Raw genomic sequence first — 24,363 nt, forward strand, 5'->3', positions numbered from 1 at the left:
GAACGGTCGCCCGCGTCAGCTTTCGGCCGACGCTTTCTCGACCGGGGGCTCAGGGGTGTCATCCGCCTGTGTGGCCCCCCGCGCCTCAGCCGGCTTGCGCCAGCTGCGGATAAAGGCGGCGAGACGGTCGCCGATCTCGCCGGCGCTCAGGAAGACAGGTACGCGCGCCACCGGCGCGGTCGGCTCGAAGGACAGGCCGAGCCCGGTGATTTTGCCCTTGTCGTCGACGTCGCGCACAATCAGCTCGATCGGACCAAGCAGCACGCGGTCCGCATATTCGGCATGGCCGCCGAGCCGCGCCGTGACCAAGGCACCGACGGTCTGTTTCTGCTCGGCCTCGCTGAGACCGGGCGCATAGGCGGCTTCCAGTTCGGCGGCGGATCGCGCCGGATCGACGGCGAATGCGCCGAAGAAATCGGCATCTTCCGGATCGACGACGGCGCGGCTGGCGAACAGCTTGTCGAGCAGGCGGGGATAGCGATCGGGCACGAAGATGTAGACTTGATCGCCGGCGGCGAGCCGGCCCATGTCCTGGAAACGCATCGAGCGGCCGTCACGCAGCACCAGCGAGGGCCGCGCCCAGCGCGGGATGCGTTCGCCGCGCGCCACCGGACTGCCCGGCGCCACACGATAGGCAAGGAGTTCGTGATGCGCGGAGCCGGGCAGTTCCAGTTCGACCTTGTCCAGCGGTCCGAGCCGGGCCGGCACGATCAGGCCGAGGCGCCGCGCCAGCGGGCCGACGGTCCAGCCCTGTATGACCAGGGACACCAGAACGATGATGAAGGCGGCGTTGAAGATGGTGCGGCCGTTTTCCAGCCCGCCGAGCAGCGGTGTGATGGCGAGCAGGATGGACACGGCGCCGCGCAGGCCGACCCAGGAGACGAAGGCGACTTCGGGACGCGGCAGGCGGAACGGGACCAGGCAGAGCCAGACCGCGACAGGACGGGCGACGAACATCAGGAACAGGCCAAGCGCTATCGCAGGCACCATGATCGCCGGGAACTGCGAGGGCGTCGCGAACAGGCCGAGGATGAGGAACATGATGATCTGCGCCAGCCACGACATGCCGTCCTGGAAGCGCTTGAGGATGGTGACAGCGCGGATGTCGGAATTGCCGGCGATGAGCCCGGCGATATAGACCGCCAGGAAGCCGGAGCCGCCGATGGCACCGGCGGCGGCAAAGACCATCAAGGACAGGGTCAGCACGAAGATCGGCAGCAGGCCATGGTCGAGGTTGAGCCGGTCGACAAGGCGCACGATGGCGAGGCCGCCGAGCACGCCGACGATCGCGCCAAGCCCCATGTTGATGAGGAAGCCGAGGATGAGATTGGTGACCAGGACATTGGCTTCGGGGTTGGCGTGGGCGGCGATGATCTCGACCAGCGTGATGGTCAGGAAGATGGCGATCGGATCATTGGTGCCCGATTCCACCTCGAGCGTGGAGCGCACGCGCTCGCGCAGATTGATCTCGCCGGCGCGCAGCAGGAAGAACACCGCCGCCGCGTCGGTCGAGGCGACAGCTGCGCCGAGCAGGAAGGATTCCAGCCAGCTGAGGTCGAGCAGGTAGTAGGCGGCGGCGCCGAACAGGCCAGTGGTGAGAAGGACGCCGAAGGTCGCCAGCGACAGGGCTGGTCCTGCCGCCTGCCGCAGGGCGTTGAGTGGCGTGCCGAAACCGGAATCAAACAGGATGACGGCGAGCGCCAGTGAGCCGGCAAAATAAGCGATGCGGGCATTGTCGAACTGGATACCGAGCCCGTCGGTTCCGGTGGCGAGCCCGATACACAGAAACAGGAGCAGGAGCGGGGCGCCGAAGCGAAAGGCGATCAGGCTCGAAAACGCCGCGGCGACAACAAGCGCCGTGCCGACCAGCGTAACGAGATAGATCGCATGCTCCATCCGTGATTTGCCCCTCGAATTCCTCTGCCTCCTGGCTTCACGGCAGAGTGGGGCGAAGGCGTGACCAGTGCAAGGCGGGAGGGTGGTTTTTTGCCCGGCGCCGCCGATTTTCGCGTTGCTGCTCCAGCAAATGAAAACGCCCGGACGAGGCCGGGCGTTTCGAGTGTCGGGAAGATCGATCGTCGATCAGGCGATGGTCTTGCCGAAAGCGACCGCGGTGTCGCCCATGCGGTTGGAAAAGCCCCATTCATTGTCGTACCAGGACAGCACCGAAACGAAGTTGCCGTCCATCACCTTGGTCTGGTCGAGCGCCATGATCGAGGAGCGCGGATCGTGGTTGAAGTCGATCGACACGTTCGGGTGATGGGTGACGCCGAGGATGCCCTTCAGCTTGCCGTTGGAGGCGGCGATGACCGCCTCGTTGATTTCCTGGACCGTGGTCGAGCGCTTGGCGATGAACTTGAAGTCGACGACCGAGACGTTCGGCGTCGGCACGCGGATCGAGATGCCGTCGAGCTTGCCCTTGAGGTCGGGCAGGACGAGGCCGATCGCCTTGGCGGCACCGGTCGAGGTCGGGATCTGCGACAGGGCGGCGGCGCGGGCGCGGTAGAGATCCTTGTGCATGGTGTCCAGCGTCGGCTGGTCGCCCGTGTAGGAATGGATCGTCGTCATCATTCCCTTTTCGATGCCGACCGTCTCATGCAGGACGGCCGCCAGCGGCGCCAGGCAGTTGGTGGTGCAGGACGCATTCGAGATGACGATGTGGTCCTTGGTCAGCTTGTCGTGGTTGATGCCGTAGACGACGGTCAAGTCAGCGCCGTCGGCGGGCGCCGAGACCAGCACGCGCTTGGCGCCGGCGGTCAGGTGCGCGGCGGCCTTGTCGCGGGCGGTGAAGATGCCGGTGCATTCGAGCGCAATGTCGATGCCGAGTTCCTTCCACGGCAGCTGCGTCGGATCCTTGATCGCGGTGACCTTGAACTTCTCCTTGCCGACGCTGATCTGGTCGCCGTCGACCGACACTTCATGCGGAAAGCGGCCGTGCACGCTGTCAAAGCGCAGCAGGTGGGCGTTGGTCTCGACCGGACCGAGATCGTTGACGGCGACGACATCGATATCCTTGCGGCCGGACTCATGGATGGCGCGCAGGATGTTGCGGCCGATGCGGCCAAATCCGTTGATGGCAACTCTGACAGTCATTTTTCTCTCCCGGGGAGCTGGAGGGCAGACGATTGATCCGCAGCTTCATAGCGGCGGACGGGCAAAGAATCCAGCCGCAGCGGGCTGGATTTAAATCGATTAGGTTGGGCCAGCCTGGCAAAACCGCATTTCACGCGATCTCGCCGGGTATTTTGTTTCGTGCATGTCGTTATCTCAAGACCGCGACACTTTTGGGCGACATGCCCGGGCCTCATCTGCCGTGCAGGCGGGCTTCCGCCGCCTTGGCGGCCGCCTCGGCGGTGATGCCGAAATGCGGATAAAGCTGTTCGATCGTACCGCTCGCACCGAAGCCGGTCATGCCGATGAAGATGCCGTCCGAGCCGATGAGATGATCCCAGCCCTGGCGGATGCCGGCCTCGATCGCCATCTTGATCGGTGCGTCGCCGATCGTCTTCTTGCGATAGGCGTCGGTCTGCTTGTCGAACAGTTCGAAGCAAGGCACCGAGACGACACGGGTCGGATGGCCATGTTTTTCCAGAAGGTCGCGTGCGCCAAGCGCGATCTCGACCTCGGAACCGGTGGCGAAGATCGTCACCGCGGCTTGGCCGCTGGCGGCGGCGAGTTCATAGGCCCCCTGGCTGCTCAGGTTCTTTTCGGTGAACTCGGTGCGCACCGTCGGCAGGTTCTGGCGGGTCAGCGCCAGGGTCGACGGCGTCTTTTCGGATTCGAGCGCGATCTGCCAGCATTCGGCGGTTTCCACCGCGTCGGCCGGACGGAACACATTGTGGTTGGGAATGGCGCGCAGGGCCGCCATGTGCTCGACCGGCTGGTGGGTCGGCCCGTCTTCGCCAAGACCGATGGAATCATGGGTCATGACGAAGATCGAGCGGATGCCCATCAGCGAGGCAAGCCGCATCGAGGGGCGGGCATAGTCGGAGAAGCACAGGAAGGTGCCGCCATAGGCGATAAGGCCGCCATGCAGCGTCAGGCCGTTGATCGCGGCAGCCATGCCGTGTTCGCGGATGCCGTAATGGACATAACGCTGGCCGTAATCGTCCGGCGTGATGTTCTTGGTCTGGCTGGTCTTGGTGTTGTTGGAGCCGGTCAGGTCGGCCGAGCCGCCGATGGTTTCCGGCACCGCGCCATTGATGACTTCCAGCGCCATTTCCGACGACTTGCGGGTCGCGACCTTCGGCTTGTCGGCTGAAAGCTTCTTCTTGTAGTCGGCGATGACAGCGTCGAAATTCGCCGGCAGCTTGCCACTGGCGCGGCGCTCGAACTCGGCCTTCAGCTTCGGATCGGCCTTGGCCAGGCGGCCTTCCCAGTCCGTGCGCGCCTTGACGCCGGCCTTGCCGGCGGAGCGCCAGGCATCGAGAATGTCGGCCGGGATCTCGAAGGGCGGCGAGTCCCAGTTGAAGAACTTGCGCGCGCCAGCGATCTCATCTGGGCCGAGCGGCGAGCCGTGCGCCTTGTTGGTGCCGGCCTTGGTCGGGGCGCCGAAGCCGATGGTCGTCTTGCAGGCGATCATCGTCGGCTTGTCGGAATGGCGGGCGGCCTCGATGGCATAGGCGATCGCTTCCGGATCGGTGCCGTCGATGTGGCTGGCGTTCCAGCCGGAGGCCTGGAAGCGCGCGACCTGGTCGGTGTTGTCGGCGAGCGAAACCGGACCGTCGATCGAGATGTTGTTGTTGTCCCAGAAGACAATCAGCTTGTTGAGCTTGAGGTGACCGGCAAGGGCGATGGCTTCCTGGGAAACACCTTCCATCAGGCAGCCGTCGCCGGCCAGCACATAGGTGTAATGGTCGACAAGGTCGTTGCCGAAGGCGGCGTTCATGATGCGCTCGCCGAGCGCGAAGCCAACCGAATTGGCGAGGCCCTGGCCGAGCGGGCCGGTCGTGGTCTCGATGCCGGTGGCGTGGCCATATTCGGGGTGGCCGGCGGTTTTCGAGCCCAACTGGCGGAAGTGCTTGATCTGGTCGATGGTCATGTCTTCGTAGCCGGTCAGGTGCAGCAACGAATAGAGCAGCATCGAACCATGGCCCGCCGAGAGGATGAAGCGGTCACGGTCGGCCCAATGCGGGGCCTTGGGGTCGTATTTCAGGAAGCGGGTGAACAGCACCGTGGCAATGTCGGCGCAGCCCATGGGCAGCCCGGGATGGCCGGAATTCGCCTTCTCGACGGCGTCCATGGAGAGAAAACGGATCGCATTGGCCATCCGGTCATGTTGTTCACGCGACGTCATGGTACCTCCAGGGTGGGGGTTTGGGGGCTTGGGAGAGCCCTTGAAAAGGGTGCGCGACACATAGCAGGCGCGGGCTTTTAGTCAACAAATCGGGTGCAGATTTGCCGGTCTTGTGATGTCGGCGGCGGACCTACTTTAGCGTTAGCGGGGGACAGTCGCGAGAGCTTTATTGACGTTGCCTTCACCCGGTGCCTAATGTTTCCGGGATAACGCGTTCTGAACGCGAACGATTCGGTGATGGGCAGGCACAGGACGAAGCCATGACCGGGGAAACCACGCTCAAGGAAGTGATCGCCAGGCTGGGCAAGGCCATCGAAGGGCTGGAAAACGCCGTCGCGGCCAAGCTCGAGCATGAACGCGACTATTCGGAAGCCGAGGCCGAGGTACAGCGGATGAATGCCGACCGCTCGCGGTTGGCGCAGGAACTCGACAATTCCGAAGCGCGCGCAGAACGGCTGGAAGACGCCAACAAGGAAGTGTCGCGACGGCTGGTGACCGCGATGGAAACCATCCGCGCCGTGTTGGACAGATAGGAGCTGGCCCGATGGCACAGGTCACGGTTTCAATCGACGGCAAGCAGTACCGCATGGCCTGCGACGAGGGTCAGGAAGAGCATCTGATCGATCTCGCCGAGCGTTTCGACCGCTATGTCTCGCACCTGAAGGATTCCTTCGGCGAGATCGGCGACCAGCGGCTGACCGTCATGGCCGGCATCATGGTGATGGACGAGCTTTCCGAGCTGCAGAAGCGCGTCAAGGGCATGGAAAGCGAAGTGCTGACCTTGCGCAAGACGCGCGACGAGGCGCTGACCAAGGCCGACAAGAGCGACAGCGTGCTGACCAGCGCGCTCGGCGCCCTGGCGCAGCGGATGGAAGATTTGACGGCGACGCTGGCAATCAACAAGGCCTGAGGCGTCTTCGCTGATCCCTGCCGCTTGTCTCATGCCCGATACCACGACGTATTTTTGGCCTGATCCCGCGTGTGGGGAAAAATTTTTGCCCATCGAGTGAATGGCCGTCATCTCCAGCGTTTAATCAGTCGCGCTGCGGTGCTACGATCAGGTGCCGGGCGCCGGGCGGCGAAGATCCGGCCACATTCACAAGGGGTAGGGATAGGTCATGAGTCTTCGTATCAACGATATCGCGCCGGACTTCACCGCCGAGACCACGCAGGGAGCCATCAAATTCCATGACTGGATCGGCGACGGCTGGGCGATCCTGTTCAGCCATCCGAAGAATTTCACGCCGGTCTGCACGACCGAGCTTGGCACGATGGCCGGGCTCGAGGGTGAGTTCAAGAAGCGCAACGTCAAGATCATCGGCATTTCGGTCGACCCTGTCGAAAGCCATGGCAAATGGCAGGACGACATCAAGACTGCGACCGGCCATTCGGTGCATTATCCGCTGATCGGCGACAAGGACCTCAAGGTCGCCAAGCTTTATGACATGCTGCCAGGCGGCGCCGGCGAAACTTCGGAAGGCCGCACACCCGCCGACAACGCCACCGTGCGCTCGGTCTACGTCATCGGGCCGGACAAGAAGATCAAGCTGGTGCTTACCTACCCGATGACCACGGGGCGCAACTTCGACGAGATCCTGCGGGCGGTCGATTCCATGCAGCTCACCGCCAAGCATCAAGTGGCGACGCCGGCGAACTGGAAACAAGGTGAGGACGTCATCATCACCGCCGCCGTTTCCAACGAGGATGCGATCAAGCGCTTCGGCGCCTACGAGACCATCCTGCCCTATCTCAGGAAGACCAAGCAGCCCTCCGCCTGAGCCAGCACGCCGGAATGGTTTCCGGCGTTTTCCGCTCCTGCGAACCAAGTCATGCTTGACTGGTTCGTCGGGGCGGACAACCATGCTCACGGTGGGTTCCGGCGGAGAAAATCGTTCCTGCCGGCTAGGTCTGGGGAAGCCGGACGTGCAGATAACTTTGGCGAAGCCGCTGGTCAGCGGCTTTTATGACAAGCCGACCGGGGCCATCCAGTATGTCGTCGCTGACCTGGCGACGAAGCGATGCGCCATTATCGATCCAATCCTCGACTTCGATGAAAAATCCGGCGCGACGAGTACGATGAGCGCGGATAGCTTGCTCGATTTCATTGGGGAAAACGGGCTGGAGCTCGAGTGGATCCTCGATACCCATCCCCACGCCGACCATTTCTCGGCGGCGCATTACCTGAAACAGAGGACCGGCGCGCCGATGGCCATCGGCGACAGGGTCGTCGACGTCCAGGCACTGTGGAAGGTGATCTATAACTGGCCGGACCTTCCGGCTGACGGCTCACAATGGGACAGGCTGTTCGCCGAGGGCGAGACCTTCCGGATCGGAACCCTTCCGGTCAAGGTGCTGTTCTCGCCTGGACATACATTGGCATCGATCACCTATGTGATCGGTGACGCCGGCTTCATCCACGACACCCTGTTCATGCCCGACAGCGGCACGGCAAGAACGGATTTTCCCGGTGGAAGCGCCGCGCGGTTGTGGCGCTCGATCCAGGGCATCCTGGCCTTGCCGGAGGAAACCCGGCTGTTCGTCGGCCATGATTACCAGGCCGGCGGGCGCGAACCGATGTGGGAAAGCACGGTCGCGGCGCAGAAGGCGACCAACATCCATCTTGTCGCCGCGCGTACAGAGGCCGAGTTCGTTGCGCTACGCGAGGCGCGCGATCGCACATTGCCGATGCCGCGGCTGATCCTGCATGCGCTGCAGGTCAACATCAATGGGGGGCGGCTGCCAGAGCCGGAAGCCAATGGTCGGCGCTACCTCAAATTTCCGCTGGATTCGCTTTGAGGCAACCGTCGTCCCGGCTGCGGCGTACAAAAAAAGCGGCGCCAGTTTCCTGACGCCGCCCTGCTACTTCCTGCGCGAAGCCGGCTTTAAGCCGCCGGCTGTGCCTCGATCGTGCGCAGCGCCTGCATCTGTCGCTTGGCGGCGGCCTTGACCGCATCCTGCACCTTCTCGAAGGCGCGCACCTCGATCTGCCGCACGCGCTCGCGGCTGATGTCGAACTCGGCCGACAGTTCCTCGAGCGTCAGCGGCTCCTCGGCGAGGCGGCGCGCCTCGAAGATGCGCCGCTCGCGATCGTTGAGCACGGCCAGAGCGCCCGACAGCATGCCGCGCCGGTTTTCCAGCTCGTCCTGCTCGATCAGCATCTCTTCCTGGCTTTCGTGGTCGTCGACCAGCCAGTCCTGCCATTCGCCGGACTCGCCTTCCGTCGCCCGGATCGGCGCGTTGAGTGACGCGTCGCCGGACAGGCGGCGGTTCATCGACACCACTTCGGCCTCGGAAACGTTCAGCCGCGTGGCGATTTCGGCGATCTGGTCGGGCTTGAGGTCGCCATCGTCCAGCGCCTGGATCTTGCCCTTCACCTTGCGGAGATTGAAGAACAGACGCTTCTGGTTGGCGGTCGTGCCCATCTTGACCAGGCTCCACGAGCGCAGGATGTATTCCTGGATCGAGGCCTTGATCCACCACATGGCGTAGGTGGCGAGGCGAAAACCGCGCTCGGGTTCGAATTTCTTGACGGCCTGCATGAGGCCGACATTGCCTTCCGAGATCACTTCGCCGATCGGCAGGCCATAGCCGCGATAGCCCATGGCGATCTTGGCGACGAGCCTCAAATGGCTGGTGACGAGCTTGTGCGCGGCCGTGGTGTCTTCATGCTCGGCGTAACGCTTGGCGAGCATGTACTCTTCCTGCGGCTGAAGCATGGGAAAGCGGCGGATTTCTTCCAGATAGCGGCTGAGGCCGCCTTCACCGGAAACGATACTGGGTAATGACTGGGCCATGATAGCGCCCCCTCTCTATTGGAGTGATGCCCCCGAAACGCGGCAGGCATGTGACGCGAACACCAAAAGGCTCGCTCGCGACAACAGATCTTATACAGGAACAAAACCAGAAAAGACAGGCATTTGTTCAACACGAAACAGTGTGTCACGCTGAAGTGAACAATGCCACTCAGGTTTTTTGATGGCAGGTTCAGAGCTTGCGAAAGCCGCCGACGAGTTCCTCCATGTCCCCCGGTAACGGCGCCTCGAACCTCATCGTTAGATGGGTAGTCGGGTGCCGAAATGCAAGGAGCCATGCATGCAAAGCTTGCCGGGAAAATGCCTCGACCTGGCGTTTCAGCGGTTCGGGCAGCCGATTGGCCTTGGTGCGGAAGGCTAGCCCGTAGTCCGGGTCGCCAATCACGGGATGGCCGATATGGGCCATGTGGACGCGGATCTGGTGGGTGCGACCGGTTTCCAGCCGGCATTCGACGAGGCTAGCGGCAGCGAATTCCCGCTGGCCCTCGCCGAAACGCTCCTGCACGGCAAAACGGGTGACCGCGTGGCGTGCGTCGTCGCGGCCTTCCGGCACCACGGCGCGGCGAACCCGGTCGGAGGCGCGGCCAAGCGGTGCATCGATCGTTCCGGTCGGCCTCTGCGGTATGCCCCAGACCAGCGCCAGGTAGGCGCGCTCGAGATCGCCGGTCAGGCCGTGGTCGGCGAACGCCTCCGACAGAGCCTTGTGGGCACGGTCGGTCTTGGCGACCACCATGACGCCGCTGGTCTCCTTGTCGAGGCGGTGGACGATGCCCGGGCGGCGCACCCCGCCAATGCCAGACAGGCTGTCGCCGCAATGATGAATCAGCGCATTGACCAGCGTGCCGGTCCAATTGCCGGCGCCGGGGTGCACGACGAGCCCCGCCGGCTTGTTGATGACGATCAACTCGTCGTCTTCGTAGAGCACGTCGAGCGCAATGTTCTCGCCCTGCGGCTGCGCCGGCTCCGGTTCCGGCATGGCTACGGACACATTTTCGCCCGCGCGCATCTTGCGCTTGGTTTCGTCGACCGGCTTGCCGTCGATGACGACGGCGCCTTGCCTGATCAGCATCTGCACGCGACTGCGTGACATGTCCGGGCCAAGGGCTGCCGCCAGCCACTGATCGAGCCGTTGGCCGGCCGCATCCGCGCCGGCGACCAGCAAGGTGGGCGCGGCCTCTATCAACAGGTCCTCTATCAATTCGGGGGCCTCTTCGCTATGAGCGCTCATCGAAAAACCATTCCGGAATGTTTGCCATGGCCCGGCCCGATGCCGATGAAGAGCAGGAAAAACCGCTCGCCCCCGAAGTCGACAAGCTGCGCGGCAAGCTCATCCGCTTCATGGCCATCAATCTCGGCCTGCTCTTTCTGGCTCTTATGGTGGTGATCGCGGCGATTGTCTACAAATCACGCAAGGCAACGCCGGTGAGCCCGCCGCTGGCCGGCGACGTCCAGGTGCCCGCTGGCGAACCGCTCAGCGGGGACATCGTTCTGCCGGTTGGCGCCAGGGTGGTCGGTCAGTCACTGTCGGGCAGCCGCCTTTCGATCGACGCCGAGCTTGCCGACGGCAGCCGTGCGATCTTCGTCTACGATATCGCCGAGCGCCGCCTGATCGGCCGTTTTGCGATCCGCAACAAATAGGCCGGCGCCAATGCGGCAAACACATTTGCCACCGACATGACCGGCTTCGCCGAACACCGTCGTGTCGCGACCGTGGCGCTGGTCGTCGCCAGCTATGACGAGGCGATCGCCTGGTATGTCGAGCGGCTGGGTTTTACGCTGACGGAGGATGTCGATCTCGGCGGCGGCAAACGCTGGGTCACGGTCGCGCCGGCCGAGGGGCAGGGCGCCAGGCTGTTGCTGGCCGAGGCGTCCGACGAGACGCAGAGGAAAAGCATCGGCAACCAGACCGGCGGCCGGGTTTTTCTCTTCCTCGAAACCGACGATTTTGCCGGCGACCATGCAGCGATGCTGGACAAGGGCGTCGAATTCCGCGAGGCGCCGCGTCACGAAGCCTATGGCACGGTGGCGGTTTTCGCCGATCTGCATGGCAATCTGTGGGACCTGATCCAGCCGAAACGGTAACGCGGGGCGGCTTTTCATTCGATGCGGCAAAGCCGCCGAACCCCAGTTGCTTTTTCCCGGCCGTCAGCCTATATCGCCCCTTCTTGAGCGCGCCCATCGTCTAGCGGTCAGGACACCGCCCTCTCACGGCGGGAACAGGGGTTCGATTCCCCTTGGGCGTACCAATGAAATCAACAACTTAGACCACTTGCGCTCTGTAGCGTCGAATATTCACCGAATAAACGGCTATGTACGGTAGCGAACGATGACGACTAGGAACAGGCTGTTCGGCGCTGGTCGATCCATCGCATCAGGAGCCGGCCAACCGCCACACAAAAATGTTAGTATGGTGCTCGGTGGCTGACAGCATCAAGAGCGCGTAGAATTGGACTAGCCGCCGCACAAGATCCGCAGCGTGACACAGTAGTAGATTGCCACGTGACTGGCCAACAGCTAGGGTGCACGCATTGCTTAGGGGGCCCAGCACACTTGCCATACGTATATCACGTGGACATTCCATCGGCTTGCCCGCCAAATGGGGCACAACCTGCAAACCAAGTTGTTTTTCGCAGCGTCAAAAAAGTTCCTGCCTCATCTGACGATTTTAAGTCAGACGTAGAGTGCCAGAAGAAATACAGCAATCCTTCGGTATGCCAGCATTGGGGTTGCTCGGTCTGGCCATCTTTGGAAGCTGCACAGCATGGGCGGAAGCTAATACCCGTTTTTAGACGTCGCTTCGTTGTTTCGGGTAAGCTTGACCCTAGTGACGGCGAATTAATGGCTACGCCAACAAACGATCAGCCGGACCACCATACGTTTTGGAAGGTGCGCGATTTGGACGTGTCAGCGAAATTTTCGGTCGCCTTAAAACCGGAAGAGGTAACTTAGAAAATGTGGGAGGCTAGCCAACGTTATGATGTGGCATGGAGCGGCAACGAAGTTGTTCCAGAAAAGATTCTTTACGAGCATGACGGCCCTCAGGTATTCACTAGCCACATTGGCTTTATTAACGTAATATTCCTTAAGGTTGATGAGACAGAAGATTCTGATATATATCTAGTCTCCCAAACGGACTCAACAATTATATCGGCCCTCTATGAGGGCGCAATTTCGTTGCGGGGCGCTCTACGTCATGATTATTACTGGATTGTAGAGGTTGAGAACGGTTTGGTCGTTCGCCGCCACTGGGAATGCCCACGGCGTGAGCTTCCTGCTGGGTTTCTGCCGGACAAAAGTGTCGCTCTGCGCTCGTACACAAAATCCGCGCCAAATAGCTATTCGCAGGCTAAAGCATTTTTCGGTATGGGCTTTGACGGCGATGAAATTAGCGCTGCCGCCATGCGGTATGGTATTTTTAGGCGAATTATCGATAACGCTTATGATGCGGCTCGCGGCATATTGAGCCCAGCCTTACTCGTTGGAACAAAGACATCTACATTTGATTTCACCATAGACCAGCCGGAATTCGGTAGTTTGATTCTAGCTATTAACGACCCAATATTTGATAGCCAAAACCTTCGTAGGATACTGAGAGAGAAGTCGATTGATCAGCACGATTTTTACGGCGAATTCTCCAGCCAACGTGATTTATTCTTTGATGCGATGGACGAGATAGTTGATGAAGCGAATAAGGGTGACTTAAAACCTGGTCTGGTGGAGGAGCGGTTCTCACTGCTGGATCAAATACAAAACGTGATTCCGACAGGTGAAAGTATAATTGAACGGGCTGAGTTTTCATCCTACAGAAACGGAAGAACCGACTCGTTGGTTGTTCAGGAGAATGCTGGAGAGAGAATCTTTCGAGCCTTTAAGGTGGCCGAGATGCGACCCGTTGTTGAAACGGGAACAATTCAAATTATCAATGCGCGCAGAAACTCGTTTGTTATGATGTCTCGTCGCGGCAAATTAGTTACATGCTACGTCGAGCCGGGCATCTTTCGGGATATGCAGGAGAACCCGTCATTTAAATTAGGCGCAACCATAGCATCGCGTGGGTACCTCATGCGACGGGTCCAGCGAGACCGTCTGGACGTAGAGGGAACGCCTACGCTTGTCGCTGCCAGTACCCAGCCCAAATCCGGCTAACCGGATGATTGATCGCGCCACCAAGCAGGGCGTAGGCGTTGCCGCATTTACCGGCGACGGTGATCTTGCCGGTGGGGACCCGGGAAACTTCTCGCTGATCAACAACCGTGTTATTAGGGTTTTCAGATCGACGCGGAAGAAACCTGGACCGGCTCCTACCGGTAAAGGTACCCTCGTCGGCATTCGGCCCCCAGCCAAACTTGCTTAATGCGGTCGATCAGATGGTCGCCTTGGAGGCAGCGAAGTGACTCGTCGCAGATGATCCGTCGGATTCTCTGCGATGGCTGATCGAAAATAGGCCTATCGAAAGGTGAAAGCCTCACAAATGAGCATGTCCAGCATGCGAACGCGCGACGAAGACACAATGAGAGTGTTGCGGGAACAAGAACACCGCATCCGCGCAAGCGAGTTTTGGCGTGGCAAACCAAAGGGCGCGGGACAGGCTGTCAAGCGTCTGTATCGAACTGGGACCAGCGACTGCGGCGGTTCTGACTGGCCGGCCGGCGCGTTACTGGCGGAGACCAGCTCCCGTCTCGAAGCGGAGCGCGAGAAAGAGCGTCAATTCGAAGCAATGTGGTTGACCAACGCGGAGTTGGCGAAGTCAATCGACTGGTAGCGGCCCCACATGCGCGGTAAGCGCCGCGTGAATGTCTAAACTCGAACAACACTTCCGTCGGATCGAATCTCTAAAACCGGGCCGACTAGTTCGTAGACGGTCGAAGTGCGATCGAGCGCGGTCAGTCTACTTTGCGCGAGATCAGCCGTTAGTAGGGCAAACTGAACTGTTTGATGTGCGCCCTCCGCCGAGAACCCTGCCTCAACGTTAATCCCACCGACGTCGGTCAGCAGATACCGGGCATGAAAGTCGGCTCCGCCAACTCTTTCTTTCCAACTGAAGAGAGCAATCGACATCCCGGCGGGCAGTATGCCGTGAAGCCACTTATGCGCTTCTTTCTCAACGAAGTCGGGCGACGGCCTCTTGTCGTGATCGCAAAAGTGGATTTCGCAACGAATGCCGTTGATCCCCGCCGCATTGAGAGTATCGAGGCACGCTTTGAGGGTCTCTTTGTACGGACCTTTGCTGATATCGAAATATCGATCGACGAAGAGCACTCTCTTCGCAGATTTGAGAAGCGGCGCCATAGCCTGTGCCAACGTCGCACCGACCCGTCCCACTTCCCATGTATGCGCTGAGAGCATCAGCGGATTCATTTCGTCCACATCGTTCACAAGCAGTACTTCCGCAAGTGCGGTCGGATTTTCTTCGGCAATTATGGCGTGAAACGGTGTGACGGCGTTCTGCGAGATGGCATTCTGAAGCCAATTGCCAAGCCCCGGATCATACGGTCGGCCAGAACGAATAACTTTGGAGTGCTTTGCCTGATTAAGAATTTCTTCGAGCCGCTTGCGCTCGACTGGTTTCATTGCAGCCGAGGCCGTGTAGACCTCTTTGAACCAGGCTTTCGGGAATTGGGAAATCAAGCGCCCACGATCAAAGCCGAACTTCTCGATCAGATAGCGAAAATTCTGCCAGCTTGAACCAATGGCTTGCGGCTCAACCGCGTACTCGAACAGCATCAGAAGAGCTCCTCGGCACGCTCTTCAAAGAAGCCCTTCGGCCAGCGATCAACAAACTCGCCTTCGCTATCCACGCGAAGCGATTGAAAACGCACACCGCTATCCGCGCTTTCCACGTAGATCACAGACAAGTCATTCGTTGAAAGGCCGATCACGCCGGGCGGTATTTCGTTCTCGGTCGTCTCTCGGATGCGCCGAAGAAGGCGCAGCATGATGTGCTCGCTATGGGTTTCGACAAGCAGGGTCTTGCCCGCGCCGACGATGCTTTCGCGCGACTGAACCGCCTGAATGAAAAGATCGCCCAGGCCGACCTGAATGGCCGGGTGAACGTGCAGCTCCGGCTGCTCGATGGCGAGAATGCCCTGTTGACCCCGGAGGCAGCTGACGATCACAGGGATCATCTGCGATATGCCAACGCCGACATCACTCGGCGCGACAATGATGCCCTTTTCGAAATCGAAGAGGGCAATTTCGGACCGCGCGCCGAGAGTGGCATAAAGCTCTTGCAGTTCGCCAAGATCGTCTTCGGCGAGACCTCGCTCAAAAATCTGGTGGAATCGGCCGGGAACCGGAACTTCCTTGAACTGGGATTTCTCAAGCCGGTAGTCGGTCTTCAGCTTTTCTTCGCCGCCCAGCCAAGCATTCACCTCATCCAAGAGCTTGCCCGAGTGGTCCGTGTAAAGCAGGTCCCATGCGGCTAGGCCATGCGCCCACCGTGATTCATCAGGCGACAGCCTCGGTCGGTACTTGCGGCTCGGAATCTCGCGCAGAGGGCCAATGTATGTCATGGCGCTGAGATAATCGCGCGTCATTCGCAAGGGGCCGACCACCACCTCGTCAAGAAGCGCGTTCAGACCGCGCACTCGCGGCGTCTTACTCTCCAACTCGAATTTCTTGACCTGAGGGTCGCGCAGGTCGCTCACTAGGGGTCTGTTCAAGTCCGGCAACGCGCCCAACCCCGTTTCTACACCAACGCGGTAGTCCTGGGGTTCCAACTCGCTATCTCTGGACATTTGCCTGGACAGATTGAGGATTTCATCCGCAAAGGGATACGGAGACATCTCCTCGTCTGGATCTGACGGCTCATCTGCGTCTCGAAAACGACGGAACAGCGGGTGATCAAAGTTGAAATTTGACAATATCGCCTGACCGGCCTGAGCCGGCGACGACAACGTGGCTATATCCGCATCATCCATACTCACAGTGATCGCTGCGACATAAGGGCCGACCAGCAAATCGCTCCACGAGATCGACAGGCTAACGCCGATGGATTGCACCACCGCGTAATCCTTCAGATCGGTGTTCTCGCCCACAAGGTAGCGGAGAGGCAGGTTTTCGAACTCCGCCGAGTTCAAGGAGCCCCCCGAGTTCAAAGGCAGTCGCTCGGACCAATGACCGTCCACATCATCGATGGCCACCTTGATCACTATGCTGCGGTTCAAATCGTGGCCGTGAATCAGCGTGGCAAACCCACCCAGATCGATCAAGCCGCCGGCGATGGTCTGATCAGGGTCGGCATTCCGCCGCTCGAGAATTTCGCGAAGATAGTGCAGCGCTTGGAGAATCGTGCTCTTGCCCGCACTGTTCGGGCCGAACAACAAGGTGATCGGTTTCAGATCGATCGCCTGCGCGGTTCCGATCGCCTTGAAGTTTTCGATCTCAATCCGGCTGAGGCGCATTTGGCAATCCTAAATCTCGCCGCGAAAGGCGCGTTGGGAGAGGCCAGAAAACAATTGACCTGATACGTCTTTGTCCAGACTAAGCTTATCCAACAGCACACGGTGCTTCATGACCAATTTCTCGAACTCATCTTGTTGCATTTCTTCGGGCATCAGGATTTCGACCTCGTATATCCGCCCACCCGAGATTAGCGGCTGAGCCGCCCGGCCGGCATATTGGTTGAGGTTCGCAAATCTTAGCGCCCAGGCCAAATAGGTCTTGTTGATCTTTTTCTTAAACTCCCGAACGTATAAAGCATTATCTGTAACCCACGATTTTGGCTCCGAAACGTGTACTGCTCCACAATAAGCACCCACCCGGCCGATAACTATTTGAGGTTCCTCAAACATGAAATCGGAGTGATAGCCGTTGATGCCGTTTCCTCCATAAACCGGATATATTCCATCGGGAGCCATGTTCCTTGCGATTAGACCGTCTCCGCTTGAAACTTTGATTATCTCCCCCAACGGACTCTTTTTTAGACCCTTTTCATTCGATGTGGGATCGCCAAACATCCGCAGAAACACTGACTGCAAAAAGTCACCTGCCAGGGTGATGACATGATCCCGCTTGCGGCGGATCGCATCAGCCATATCTAGAATTGTCGCGATCCGAAGCTGTTCATTCAGTGGCGGCAGAGGAAAAGAAACTCTTGAAACAACAGCCTTTGATATCTCTTTGAAAGTTGCACCGTTTCCCAAATCATCTAGCTGCTTTCGGTTAGCCCGGAGCCACCAATACAAGTAATCGGCATTCACTTCTGGCTTTGGGATGAAGCTCTTGAAGCCCTGGTTGGTTGCCATCGGGCTCGTGTTAATGGCAACCAATCCAATCGGCGCCCGAGAGCTAAAGAGCACTGACCCCGGTGGTAATAACCGTGCCGAACACTCATTCAGACCAGCTTCCGAAATCGTCCTGTCTGTTGTTGTGATGTGTTTCCCCTGCAATCGAGACAGATCCGTTGGTGTCGCCCAAGCGACCTTCCCATCCCAATAGCGCGCAACATCAGACTTGGGCGTTGAACCACTGACGATTTCAGCGATCTCGCCTAGGGTAGTTTGATGCCAACTCATCCAAGCATTCCCTCGAGTTCGATGAGATCCATCCCGATCTGGTTATTGAGGGATTTCATACGATCCAAAATATTCTGCGGGTCGTCAGTTTCGATGACCTCGTACTCCCGCTTCTTGTATCTGCTCAGAGACAAGTCATAGTTTGCTTCTCTAATCTCGTTCGCCGCGACGAAAAAGGCTTTCTGCTTGCGGTCCGTCTCCCGTTTGGCATCTCGGCGCCGCCATGCTGAAAGGCAACCCGGAAGATCGTTCTTCTCGATCGGGTCGCGCCTGTCGTCCAGTGAATAGCCGTCTGCTTCCACGTCGTAGAAGAACACGTCATCGGTGCGCCCGCCCTTCGTGAAGACGAGGATGCCGGTCGATACGCCCGCGTAGGGCTTGAACACGCCGCTTGGCAGCGAGATCACCGCTTCCAGCTGGTGCTGATCCAACAAAAGTTTGCGCAGAGCAACGTGGGCGGTTGATGAGCCGAACAGGACGCCGTCAGGTACGATCGTTGCCGAGCGCCCGCCGGTCTTTAGCATGCGCAGGATGAGCACGAGGAAGAGCAGTTCAGTCTTCTTGGTTTTCACCTGACGCAGCAGCGAGGCGTGGACATCCTCGAAATCTAGCTGCCCTTTGAACGGCGGATTGGCGAGGATGATGTTAAAGCCTTCGGCCGCAGCCTTCGGGAACCTGTCGGTGAAGCCCGCGCTCAGCGTGTCCTGATAATGGATGTCGGGATCATCGACGCCGTGGAGTATCAGGTTCATAGCCGCGATGCGGAGCATCGTGGCGTCGAAGTCGAACCCGTGGAACATGCCGCTGCGGATGTGATCGCGATGCGCTTCCAACAGGTCGCCGGTGTAGGTCCTTTCCCTCTTGCCCGTCTCGGGATCGGTCTCTTCGAGAACGCCCTCGGACGACGTGTAAGTTTCGAGAAGAAATTGCATCGTCTGGACAAGGAAGCCGCCGGTACCGCAAGAGGGATCGCCGACTACATCAGTGGGCTTCGGGTCAAGCATGTCGACCATCAGCCGGATGATATGGCGCGGAGTGCGAAATTGGCCGTTGATGCCTGCCGTCGTCAGCTTGCTCAACAGATACTCGTAGAGATCACCCTTCGCGTCGCCTTCGGTCAGAGGCAGCTGGTCGATCATACTAACCGCTTTCACAAGAAGGCTCGGCTTTTGGATCATCAGCTGGGCGTCCTTCATGAACTCCGCAAAGGCGGTGCCGCTGGTGGATGCCTTTCTGAAATGTGGGAACACTTTGTCCCGTACCAAAGGCAGCATGGCGTCGGAGCCGAGATGCCGAAACTGCGACCAGCGCAGGCCTTGTTCGTCGTCGGAGAAGCGTCGCTGAAACGGCTTGCCGGTTCGCTTCAGGCGGTTCTCGTCCCGCGTTTCGTTGATGTCGAGCAGGCGCGCAAACATCAAGAACGTGATCTGCTCGATCACTGTCAGCGGGTTAGTAATGCCGCCCTGCCAGAACTCGGTCCAGAGGGCGTCAACCCGGCGCTTCAGGTCTCCCGTGATCATTAGTATTTCGTCCTTTCAGGTTCTTCTTTGCTGGCGCGGTCTCCAGCGGGCGGCGCGAAGTCACTAAGGATGTCGAGAAGGTCGTCGATCTCCTCGGGTTTGTCGAAGACTCCATCCAAACCGTCGGCGTCCACCACGGTGAACGGCTGCTCATAGAGGCGATCAAGCGTCACTGACCCAAAACGGGCGATATGGTTCTGGAGCAACCCGAGGAAACGAGTTTGCTTTGCCGTGAGGCTGGGATGCCGGCGCGCGAAATCTGCGAACCGCGCGGCGACCGCTTCCGGGTCCAGGCCAACGATCGACCGTATCGCGAAATCCAAAGGAAGCGCTGTGTCGGCGAAGAACTCTTCGAGCACGTCCCGGCTGGCATTCGGGCTTTGGATCAAGACAAGCGAAACAAGGGCCTCAATGTCGGCCCCGGAAACTGCTTCGCCCACGCGAATCTTTTTCAGCGTCGGGTTCGTATCGAAGTGCCGCTTCAGCTCGGCCTCGACGATCTGCTGGTATGCCTTCATATCGACGGTCTTGAGGCTGGTTGCCCGGCGATTTGTCTGGAAGCCCGTGGTGTCTTCCGTCACGTCGATGATCTTCGCCGGCAGCTGCATCGCTCCCTGGCGGTCGCGGTGATGCATGATTTCGCGCAGCGGTTTACGAACGGACTCAAGGTCGGCGACGGTCACGCCATTCCAGAACTCATCGGATTTTACCCGCTTGATGACTTCAGCCTTCTCGCGCACTGGATTGAGATGCATCTGGAGCGCGGAGAGTCGATCAAGTAGATCGATCTTGAGATCAGCGACATCAGCGGACTTTCGCAGCACCGCGATCTGCGCGCGAGCCATTAAGAGATCCAGCGCATATGCATCGCTCAATCCGCGAACGTTTCGCCATTGCATCAGGGGTGCGATAACCTGTCGAAGCATGGCGACGGTGGCGGGCGCGAAGGCCTTGAGCGTTGACGGAACTGAAACCGTGCGCTTCTCACGCCATTTTTCTCGCACCGACACGGACTCCTCCGGCAGTACCTCGATGTCTTTCGCGATGAGCTCAATCACCTCATCGAAGATTGAGACTTCGCTCATTCGAAGGGCCGTCTCGGCGAGCAACACACGTTCTTCGAATACAAGCTGCAGCAATGGCTTCGACTGGGTCGGTTCGGCCGGCCGGTAGCCCATTTCGAAGCGTTCGAAATTCCCCCAGTGATCGAAGATCCGAAAGATTTTCTTGTCCTTGCCGGGGCCGAACAAGTCGGGCCTCAGGCGTGTTCCGCGCCCGATCATCTGCCAGAATTTGACAGGCGAACGGACTGGCTTGGCGAAGACAAGGTTCAGGATTTCTGGAATGTCGATGCCGGTATCGAGCATATCGACCGAGATCGCGATGGTGAGTTCGGAGTTTGTTCCGTCACCCTTGAAATCGTCGATAAGCTGTTCGGCGCGCGGATCGTAATTGTCGATCACCTGACAGAAACGCCCACCATACTGCGGATACATCTCATCGAAAATCTGCCGCATGAGAACGGCATGCTGATGGCTCCTGGCGAAGATAATGCTCTTGCCCGGAAGCTGACCGGTCGCCTCACGCAACCCGTTCTCCATCAGATTGCGAAGGATCGCGCGATTGGTATCCTTGTTATAGATGATCTTGTCGATCTGCTCTGATGAGAAATCGTACTGCGCTGGGTCTTCGCCCTGTTCCTCAAGCTCCTGAATTTGTTCTTTGGTCAGGATGTCGAGCCTGATCCCCTCGCGCAAAAACTGCGTCGTGTGCTCGAAGACTTCGAACGGAGTCAGGAACCCATCGTGCACTGCCTGCTCAAGATCGTAATTGGCCGTCGGCAATTGGCCTTCGCACCCGAACAGGCTGAAAGTGTTTCGCGAGACGAAATCAACGGGTGTAGCCGTCAAGCCGATTTGCAGGCAGTCGAAATAGTGGAACATGTCGCCATAGACATTGTAGATGCTGCGATGCGACTCGTCAGCGATAATCAAATCGAAGAACCCAACATCAAAGGACTGGTAAACCTTCTGCATCGCGGGATAGGTCGCAAGGAAGATGCGCTCGCTCGCCGACTGATTCAGCCGCGAGCTGACGATGCGAATGGGTTCGGATAGAAAATCGCCGAAGGCATTCTTGGCCTGCTTGCGTAGTTCACGGCGGTCGCACAGGAAAAGTACGCGTTTTACCCAGCCTGCGCTAATGAGCAGTTCCGCTAGAGCGATTGCAACACGGGTCTTGCCGGTGCCAGTCGCTTGGACAACAAGCGCCTTGCGGTGGCTACCGGCAAACCGTTCGGAGACGCGCTTGATCGCCTCAATCTGATAGAGCCGGTTGACGATCTCGGCCTTTGGTTCGAGCGAGTTTAGGGTTTTCCGACCGGCACGCTGAAAATTCACAAGATACTGAAGGCTGTCCTTTGAATAGTAGCCGAAAACCTTGCGGGGCGGATAATCTAGAACATCATCCCACATCCAGATGTCGTACCCATTTGTGTAGAAGATGACCGGCCGCTGGCCGTGCATTTTCTCCAGGCCGTCAGCATAGAGCTTTGCTTGATGGCGACCCAGCTCGGGATCGACGGCTGTCTTTTTTGCTTCAATCACGGCTAATGGATTGCCGTTATCGTCCAAAAGCACATAATCCGCGAACCCGAGACCGGATGCGGTTGGCTGGTACTTGACCTCAACCTCCTTGGCAACTTCGGCTGTGCTCTGGGTTCCGGGGGCGATGTTCCAGCCGGCTGTTGCCAGCAGGCTGTCGATTATCCTGGCCCTGGTTGTAGCCTCGTTGAATTTGAGCAGATTTGCCGTGGCAGCACCTGACGATGCCAACGCCGCGATCTCTTCGACCTTCTTTTCGGCTGTCGCTCTAGCTAGCCGAGCCGTCTCAAGTTCCCTGAGAAGCGCTTCCATCTGCGCTTCCTGAGCAGCGAGCTTTTCAAGAACCTGCCGCTTCTCGCGCTTCAGCTGACCTTTGCTGTCTTCGCCGGGCTCTGGCAGGGGTTGTTCGAAAGCAGGAATACGCGAAGCGTCCCCTTTGCCATACTGAACGAACAACCAGCGGCCGAGATCAAATGCTTCCTGCAGGAGCCAAAGCGCGTTCCGGGTGGTAGCAGGTTCGCCATGCGCAGCTTTGTTGCCATGAATTCGAAGGGCGTGGAGTTTGTCGAGAACCACTTTCGGGGTGATAGCCGCGAAGGACTGATTACCCAGTAGATCGACAAACGTTGCGTGCTCGGGCTTTGGCAAACCCAAGTCGCGATAGATGTCCTTGGTGAGGTTCTCCGCGAAGAGCCGCAGCTTTACGAGCGCACTGGCAGGATCATTGTGAGCATACGCCTCGGCAAAGCCTCCTAGCGATGCGAGTTCGGGCCAAATACTGCGAAGGACTTCAAAGTTACGAGATTTCATCTCGTCGCCTCCGAAAGGGCCGAGTCAAACTCGTCACGATTGATGACAACAACCGGCGTTTCGCGTGGATCACTTGACGTCAGATCGAGGCGCAGTCGCTTGCTAAAATAGTACAGCATGGCATGGCGAACGGGTACGACAACGCGCCCATTCGCCATTGCAAAGTCGTCCGCGACAATACTCTGCTGACTTGGAGTCAGCTTTGGATTAGGGACCAAGACGACTGGAAATTGAGCATTCCAAAATTGATCGGCGCTGGCTGCACTCCCAGTGTCGCCCGGATTTCGGCAGTCGAGGCACCGCGACAGGATGAAGTCCTTGAACTTCTGGTCGATGTGGCAATAGGCACGCGTGTGCCAACGCAGCCCATCATTGGCGAACGCGTGAGGCGTCACGCGCCTCCAAAGTGGGTCGGGACGCGCAGTGCTCATCGACTGATACAAGATCTCAATCGAGCGATTTTCGCGCGCGGCTGCTAGCAGCGTCCGCAGCACACCAGGAGCAATATGACGTTGGGGGATGGGTAATCGATCAGCAAAGAAAGCGTCATAATCGCGCCCTTTGTCTGGGCCCCCAGCTGCTAGCGATTTACTCGCCAGGCGATCGAGATATGCCCCGGCATCAAGAGTGATAAACTTCGGACGAAAGGAGTCAGACGCAAAGTATCGCTTCTCGCTACGGTCGTAGACGATGTTGTGAGAGGCCTGCTCCTGATAGAGGGCGAGATCCTTTGACGCTTGGGGAACTGAAACCCCAAACTCTTCCACTAAATCAGAGCGATTGACGCCTCCCTCCCAAAATAGGCGAAATTCAATAAATTCGAGCCTTCGCTCGACCCCCCATCGAAACCCTCTTGCATCAGCGGTAAACATCGAAACATGCCCCAGCGCACTTGTGTCGCTTTTCTATACCCATCGCTTTTATATACTGATCATTTTGCGACGTCAAGCTTCCGGTGTTTAACGGTCATCTGCCAAGGTGTGTGGGGCCCTTTCCCAGTGGGCTGTTCGGAATCGAGGCGCTCGCATCCAATGAATGCGGCTCATGATGGGTCGCCCGTATCTTGACGCTTGTCAAACACGCTTCGAGAGACGGCTCAATGTCGATCGCGAACATCCGGTTGCAGAAACGATGCTGCTCCAGCTTTGCCCGTCCTTGAGCATCTTCACGATGGCGGTGTTGCGTTTGGCATCTTCGGGCCGGCCCCGATAAAGACCGCTGCTCCTGGCCTTTTCAATGCCTTGGGCTTGACGACGACGACGGTCCTCATAGTCCTTCCTCGCGATTGCAGCGAGCATATCGAGCATCATGCCATTGATTGCGGCGAACATCCGGCCCGTGAACTCGTCGGATGTGGTTGTCATCATCGTGTGGGAGGTAGGAAGGTCCAGCGCGACTACGCGCACCCTGCGATCATCTATCTCACGCTTCAGACGATTCCAATCGGCAGCGTTCAGGCGGCTCAACCGGTCGACTTGCTCGATCAGAAGAACATCGCCAGGCTGACACTCGGAGAGTAGCCGGAACAGCTCCGGCCTTTGGAGTGAGGCGCCGCTCTCGTTCTCGGTGTAGGTAGCGGCGATGACGAGACCTTTCTCTTTGGCGAATGTCTGAAGGTCGACCTTCGCCCGTTCGGCGTCCTGGTCTTTAGTTGAGGCACGGAGATAAGCGCGAACAAACATAGAAAACCCCTCGGTTCGATTTAAATGGTTCCCCGATATGGAGTTCGATTTAAGTTGTCAAACGACATTTATCGAACCGACATAGGGTCGGTTCGCAAGAGGTACACCCAATTGATTGGCGATA

At 58.8% G+C, this 24,363-nt stretch carries 20 protein-coding genes and 1 tRNA gene; 9 read left to right on the forward strand and 12 right to left on the reverse strand.

Going from position 1 to position 24,363, the window contains the following annotated elements; all coding sequences use genetic code 11:
* Positions 1-15 precede the first annotated feature (15 nt).
* The 3 genes from FJ950_RS10255 to tkt form a co-directional block, all read right to left on the reverse strand.
* Complete coding sequence (locus FJ950_RS10255; RefSeq protein WP_140616702.1) at positions 16-1,896, reverse strand: potassium/proton antiporter; 1,881 nt, start codon at positions 1,894-1,896, stop codon at positions 16-18.
* Positions 1,897-2,082: 186 nt separating this feature from the next.
* Positions 2,083-3,093: a type I glyceraldehyde-3-phosphate dehydrogenase gene (gap, locus tag FJ950_RS10260; protein ID WP_015315369.1), complete on the reverse strand. Its 1,011-nt coding sequence runs from the start codon at positions 3,091-3,093 to the stop codon at positions 2,083-2,085.
* A 211-nt stretch (positions 3,094-3,304) separates the two neighbouring features.
* The gene (gene tkt, locus FJ950_RS10265; protein ID WP_140616703.1) at positions 3,305-5,296 is read right to left on the reverse strand and encodes a transketolase; all 1,992 of its coding nucleotides are present in this window, start codon (positions 5,294-5,296) and stop codon (positions 3,305-3,307) included.
* Between the two features lie 260 nt (positions 5,297-5,556).
* Between tkt and FJ950_RS10270 the strand changes: the two genes are divergently transcribed.
* From FJ950_RS10270 to FJ950_RS10285, 4 genes are all read left to right on the forward strand, one after another.
* Positions 5,557-5,829 carry a DUF4164 domain-containing protein gene (locus tag FJ950_RS10270; RefSeq protein ID WP_006200774.1) on the forward strand — a complete coding sequence of 91 codons (273 nt, stop codon included), beginning with the start codon at positions 5,557-5,559 and terminating at the stop codon, positions 5,827-5,829.
* Positions 5,830-5,840: 11 nt separating this feature from the next.
* Positions 5,841-6,206, forward strand: a complete 366-nt coding sequence (locus FJ950_RS10275; protein ID WP_140616704.1) for a cell division protein ZapA — start codon at positions 5,841-5,843, stop codon at positions 6,204-6,206.
* Between the two features lie 208 nt (positions 6,207-6,414).
* A complete protein-coding gene (locus tag FJ950_RS10280) occupies positions 6,415-7,074 on the forward strand; it encodes a peroxiredoxin (RefSeq protein ID WP_015315373.1) in 660 nt (219 codons plus the stop codon).
* A gap of 145 nt (positions 7,075-7,219) precedes the next feature.
* Positions 7,220-8,092, forward strand: a complete 873-nt coding sequence (locus FJ950_RS10285; protein ID WP_140616705.1) for an MBL fold metallo-hydrolase — start codon at positions 7,220-7,222, stop codon at positions 8,090-8,092.
* Between the two features lie 86 nt (positions 8,093-8,178).
* Here the strand turns inward: FJ950_RS10285 and rpoH are convergent, their stop codons facing one another.
* Together rpoH and FJ950_RS10295 are read right to left on the reverse strand one after the other, a co-directional pair.
* Positions 8,179-9,090 (reverse strand): RNA polymerase sigma factor RpoH, encoded by a 912-nt coding sequence (rpoH, locus tag FJ950_RS10290; RefSeq protein WP_015315375.1) that lies wholly within the window; start codon positions 9,088-9,090, stop codon positions 8,179-8,181.
* A 190-nt stretch (positions 9,091-9,280) separates the two neighbouring features.
* Positions 9,281-10,336, reverse strand: a complete 1,056-nt coding sequence (locus tag FJ950_RS10295; RefSeq protein WP_140616706.1) for an RluA family pseudouridine synthase — start codon at positions 10,334-10,336, stop codon at positions 9,281-9,283.
* A gap of 26 nt (positions 10,337-10,362) precedes the next feature.
* Here FJ950_RS10295 and FJ950_RS10300 point away from each other — a divergent pair, with 26 nt between their 5' ends.
* From FJ950_RS10300 to FJ950_RS10320, 5 genes are all read left to right on the forward strand, one after another.
* Positions 10,363-10,746: a fimbrial protein gene (locus FJ950_RS10300; protein ID WP_140616707.1), complete on the forward strand. Its 384-nt coding sequence runs from the start codon at positions 10,363-10,365 to the stop codon at positions 10,744-10,746.
* Positions 10,747-10,782: 36 nt separating this feature from the next.
* Positions 10,783-11,190 (forward strand): VOC family protein, encoded by a 408-nt coding sequence (locus FJ950_RS10305; RefSeq protein ID WP_140616708.1) that lies wholly within the window; start codon positions 10,783-10,785, stop codon positions 11,188-11,190.
* Between the two features lie 89 nt (positions 11,191-11,279).
* Positions 11,280-11,354: transfer RNA gene (locus FJ950_RS10310), tRNA-Glu, on the forward strand.
* 706 nt (positions 11,355-12,060) lie between these two features.
* Positions 12,061-13,254 (forward strand): hypothetical protein, encoded by a 1,194-nt coding sequence (locus tag FJ950_RS10315; protein WP_140616709.1) that lies wholly within the window; start codon positions 12,061-12,063, stop codon positions 13,252-13,254.
* Between the two features lie 325 nt (positions 13,255-13,579).
* On the forward strand, positions 13,580-13,870 hold the full coding sequence (locus FJ950_RS10320) for a hypothetical protein (protein ID WP_140616710.1): 291 nt from the start codon (positions 13,580-13,582) through the stop codon (positions 13,868-13,870).
* 35 nt (positions 13,871-13,905) lie between these two features.
* Here FJ950_RS10320 and FJ950_RS10325 read toward each other — a convergent pair whose 3' ends face one another.
* From FJ950_RS10325 to FJ950_RS10355, 7 genes are all read right to left on the reverse strand, one after another.
* Positions 13,906-14,832 (reverse strand): hypothetical protein, encoded by a 927-nt coding sequence (locus FJ950_RS10325; protein ID WP_140616711.1) that lies wholly within the window; start codon positions 14,830-14,832, stop codon positions 13,906-13,908.
* Positions 14,832-16,511, reverse strand: coding sequence for an AAA family ATPase (locus FJ950_RS10330; RefSeq protein WP_140616712.1), 1,680 nt, complete (start codon positions 16,509-16,511; stop codon positions 14,832-14,834). Before FJ950_RS10330 ends, FJ950_RS10325 begins: the two co-directional genes overlap by 1 nt.
* A 9-nt stretch (positions 16,512-16,520) precedes the next feature.
* The gene (locus FJ950_RS10335) at positions 16,521-17,624 is read right to left on the reverse strand and encodes a restriction endonuclease subunit S (protein ID WP_140616713.1); all 1,104 of its coding nucleotides are present in this window, start codon (positions 17,622-17,624) and stop codon (positions 16,521-16,523) included.
* Positions 17,621-19,144 carry a class I SAM-dependent DNA methyltransferase gene (locus FJ950_RS10340; protein WP_140616714.1) on the reverse strand — a complete coding sequence of 508 codons (1,524 nt, stop codon included), beginning with the start codon at positions 19,142-19,144 and terminating at the stop codon, positions 17,621-17,623. Before FJ950_RS10340 ends, FJ950_RS10335 begins: the two co-directional genes overlap by 4 nt.
* Positions 19,144-22,557: a DEAD/DEAH box helicase family protein gene (locus FJ950_RS10345; protein WP_140616715.1), complete on the reverse strand. Its 3,414-nt coding sequence runs from the start codon at positions 22,555-22,557 to the stop codon at positions 19,144-19,146. Before FJ950_RS10345 ends, FJ950_RS10340 begins: the two co-directional genes overlap by 1 nt.
* A complete protein-coding gene (locus FJ950_RS10350; RefSeq protein ID WP_140616716.1) occupies positions 22,554-23,429 on the reverse strand; it encodes a WYL domain-containing protein in 876 nt (291 codons plus the stop codon). Before FJ950_RS10350 ends, FJ950_RS10345 begins: the two co-directional genes overlap by 4 nt.
* Positions 23,430-23,630: 201 nt before the next feature.
* Positions 23,631-24,239 (reverse strand): recombinase family protein, encoded by a 609-nt coding sequence (locus FJ950_RS10355; RefSeq protein ID WP_140616717.1) that lies wholly within the window; start codon positions 24,237-24,239, stop codon positions 23,631-23,633.
* Positions 24,240-24,363 lie beyond the last annotated feature (124 nt).

It is taken from the genome of Mesorhizobium sp. B2-3-14 (assembly GCF_006442175.1).
Taxonomy (GTDB): Bacteria; Pseudomonadota; Alphaproteobacteria; order Rhizobiales; family Rhizobiaceae; genus Mesorhizobium; species Mesorhizobium australicum.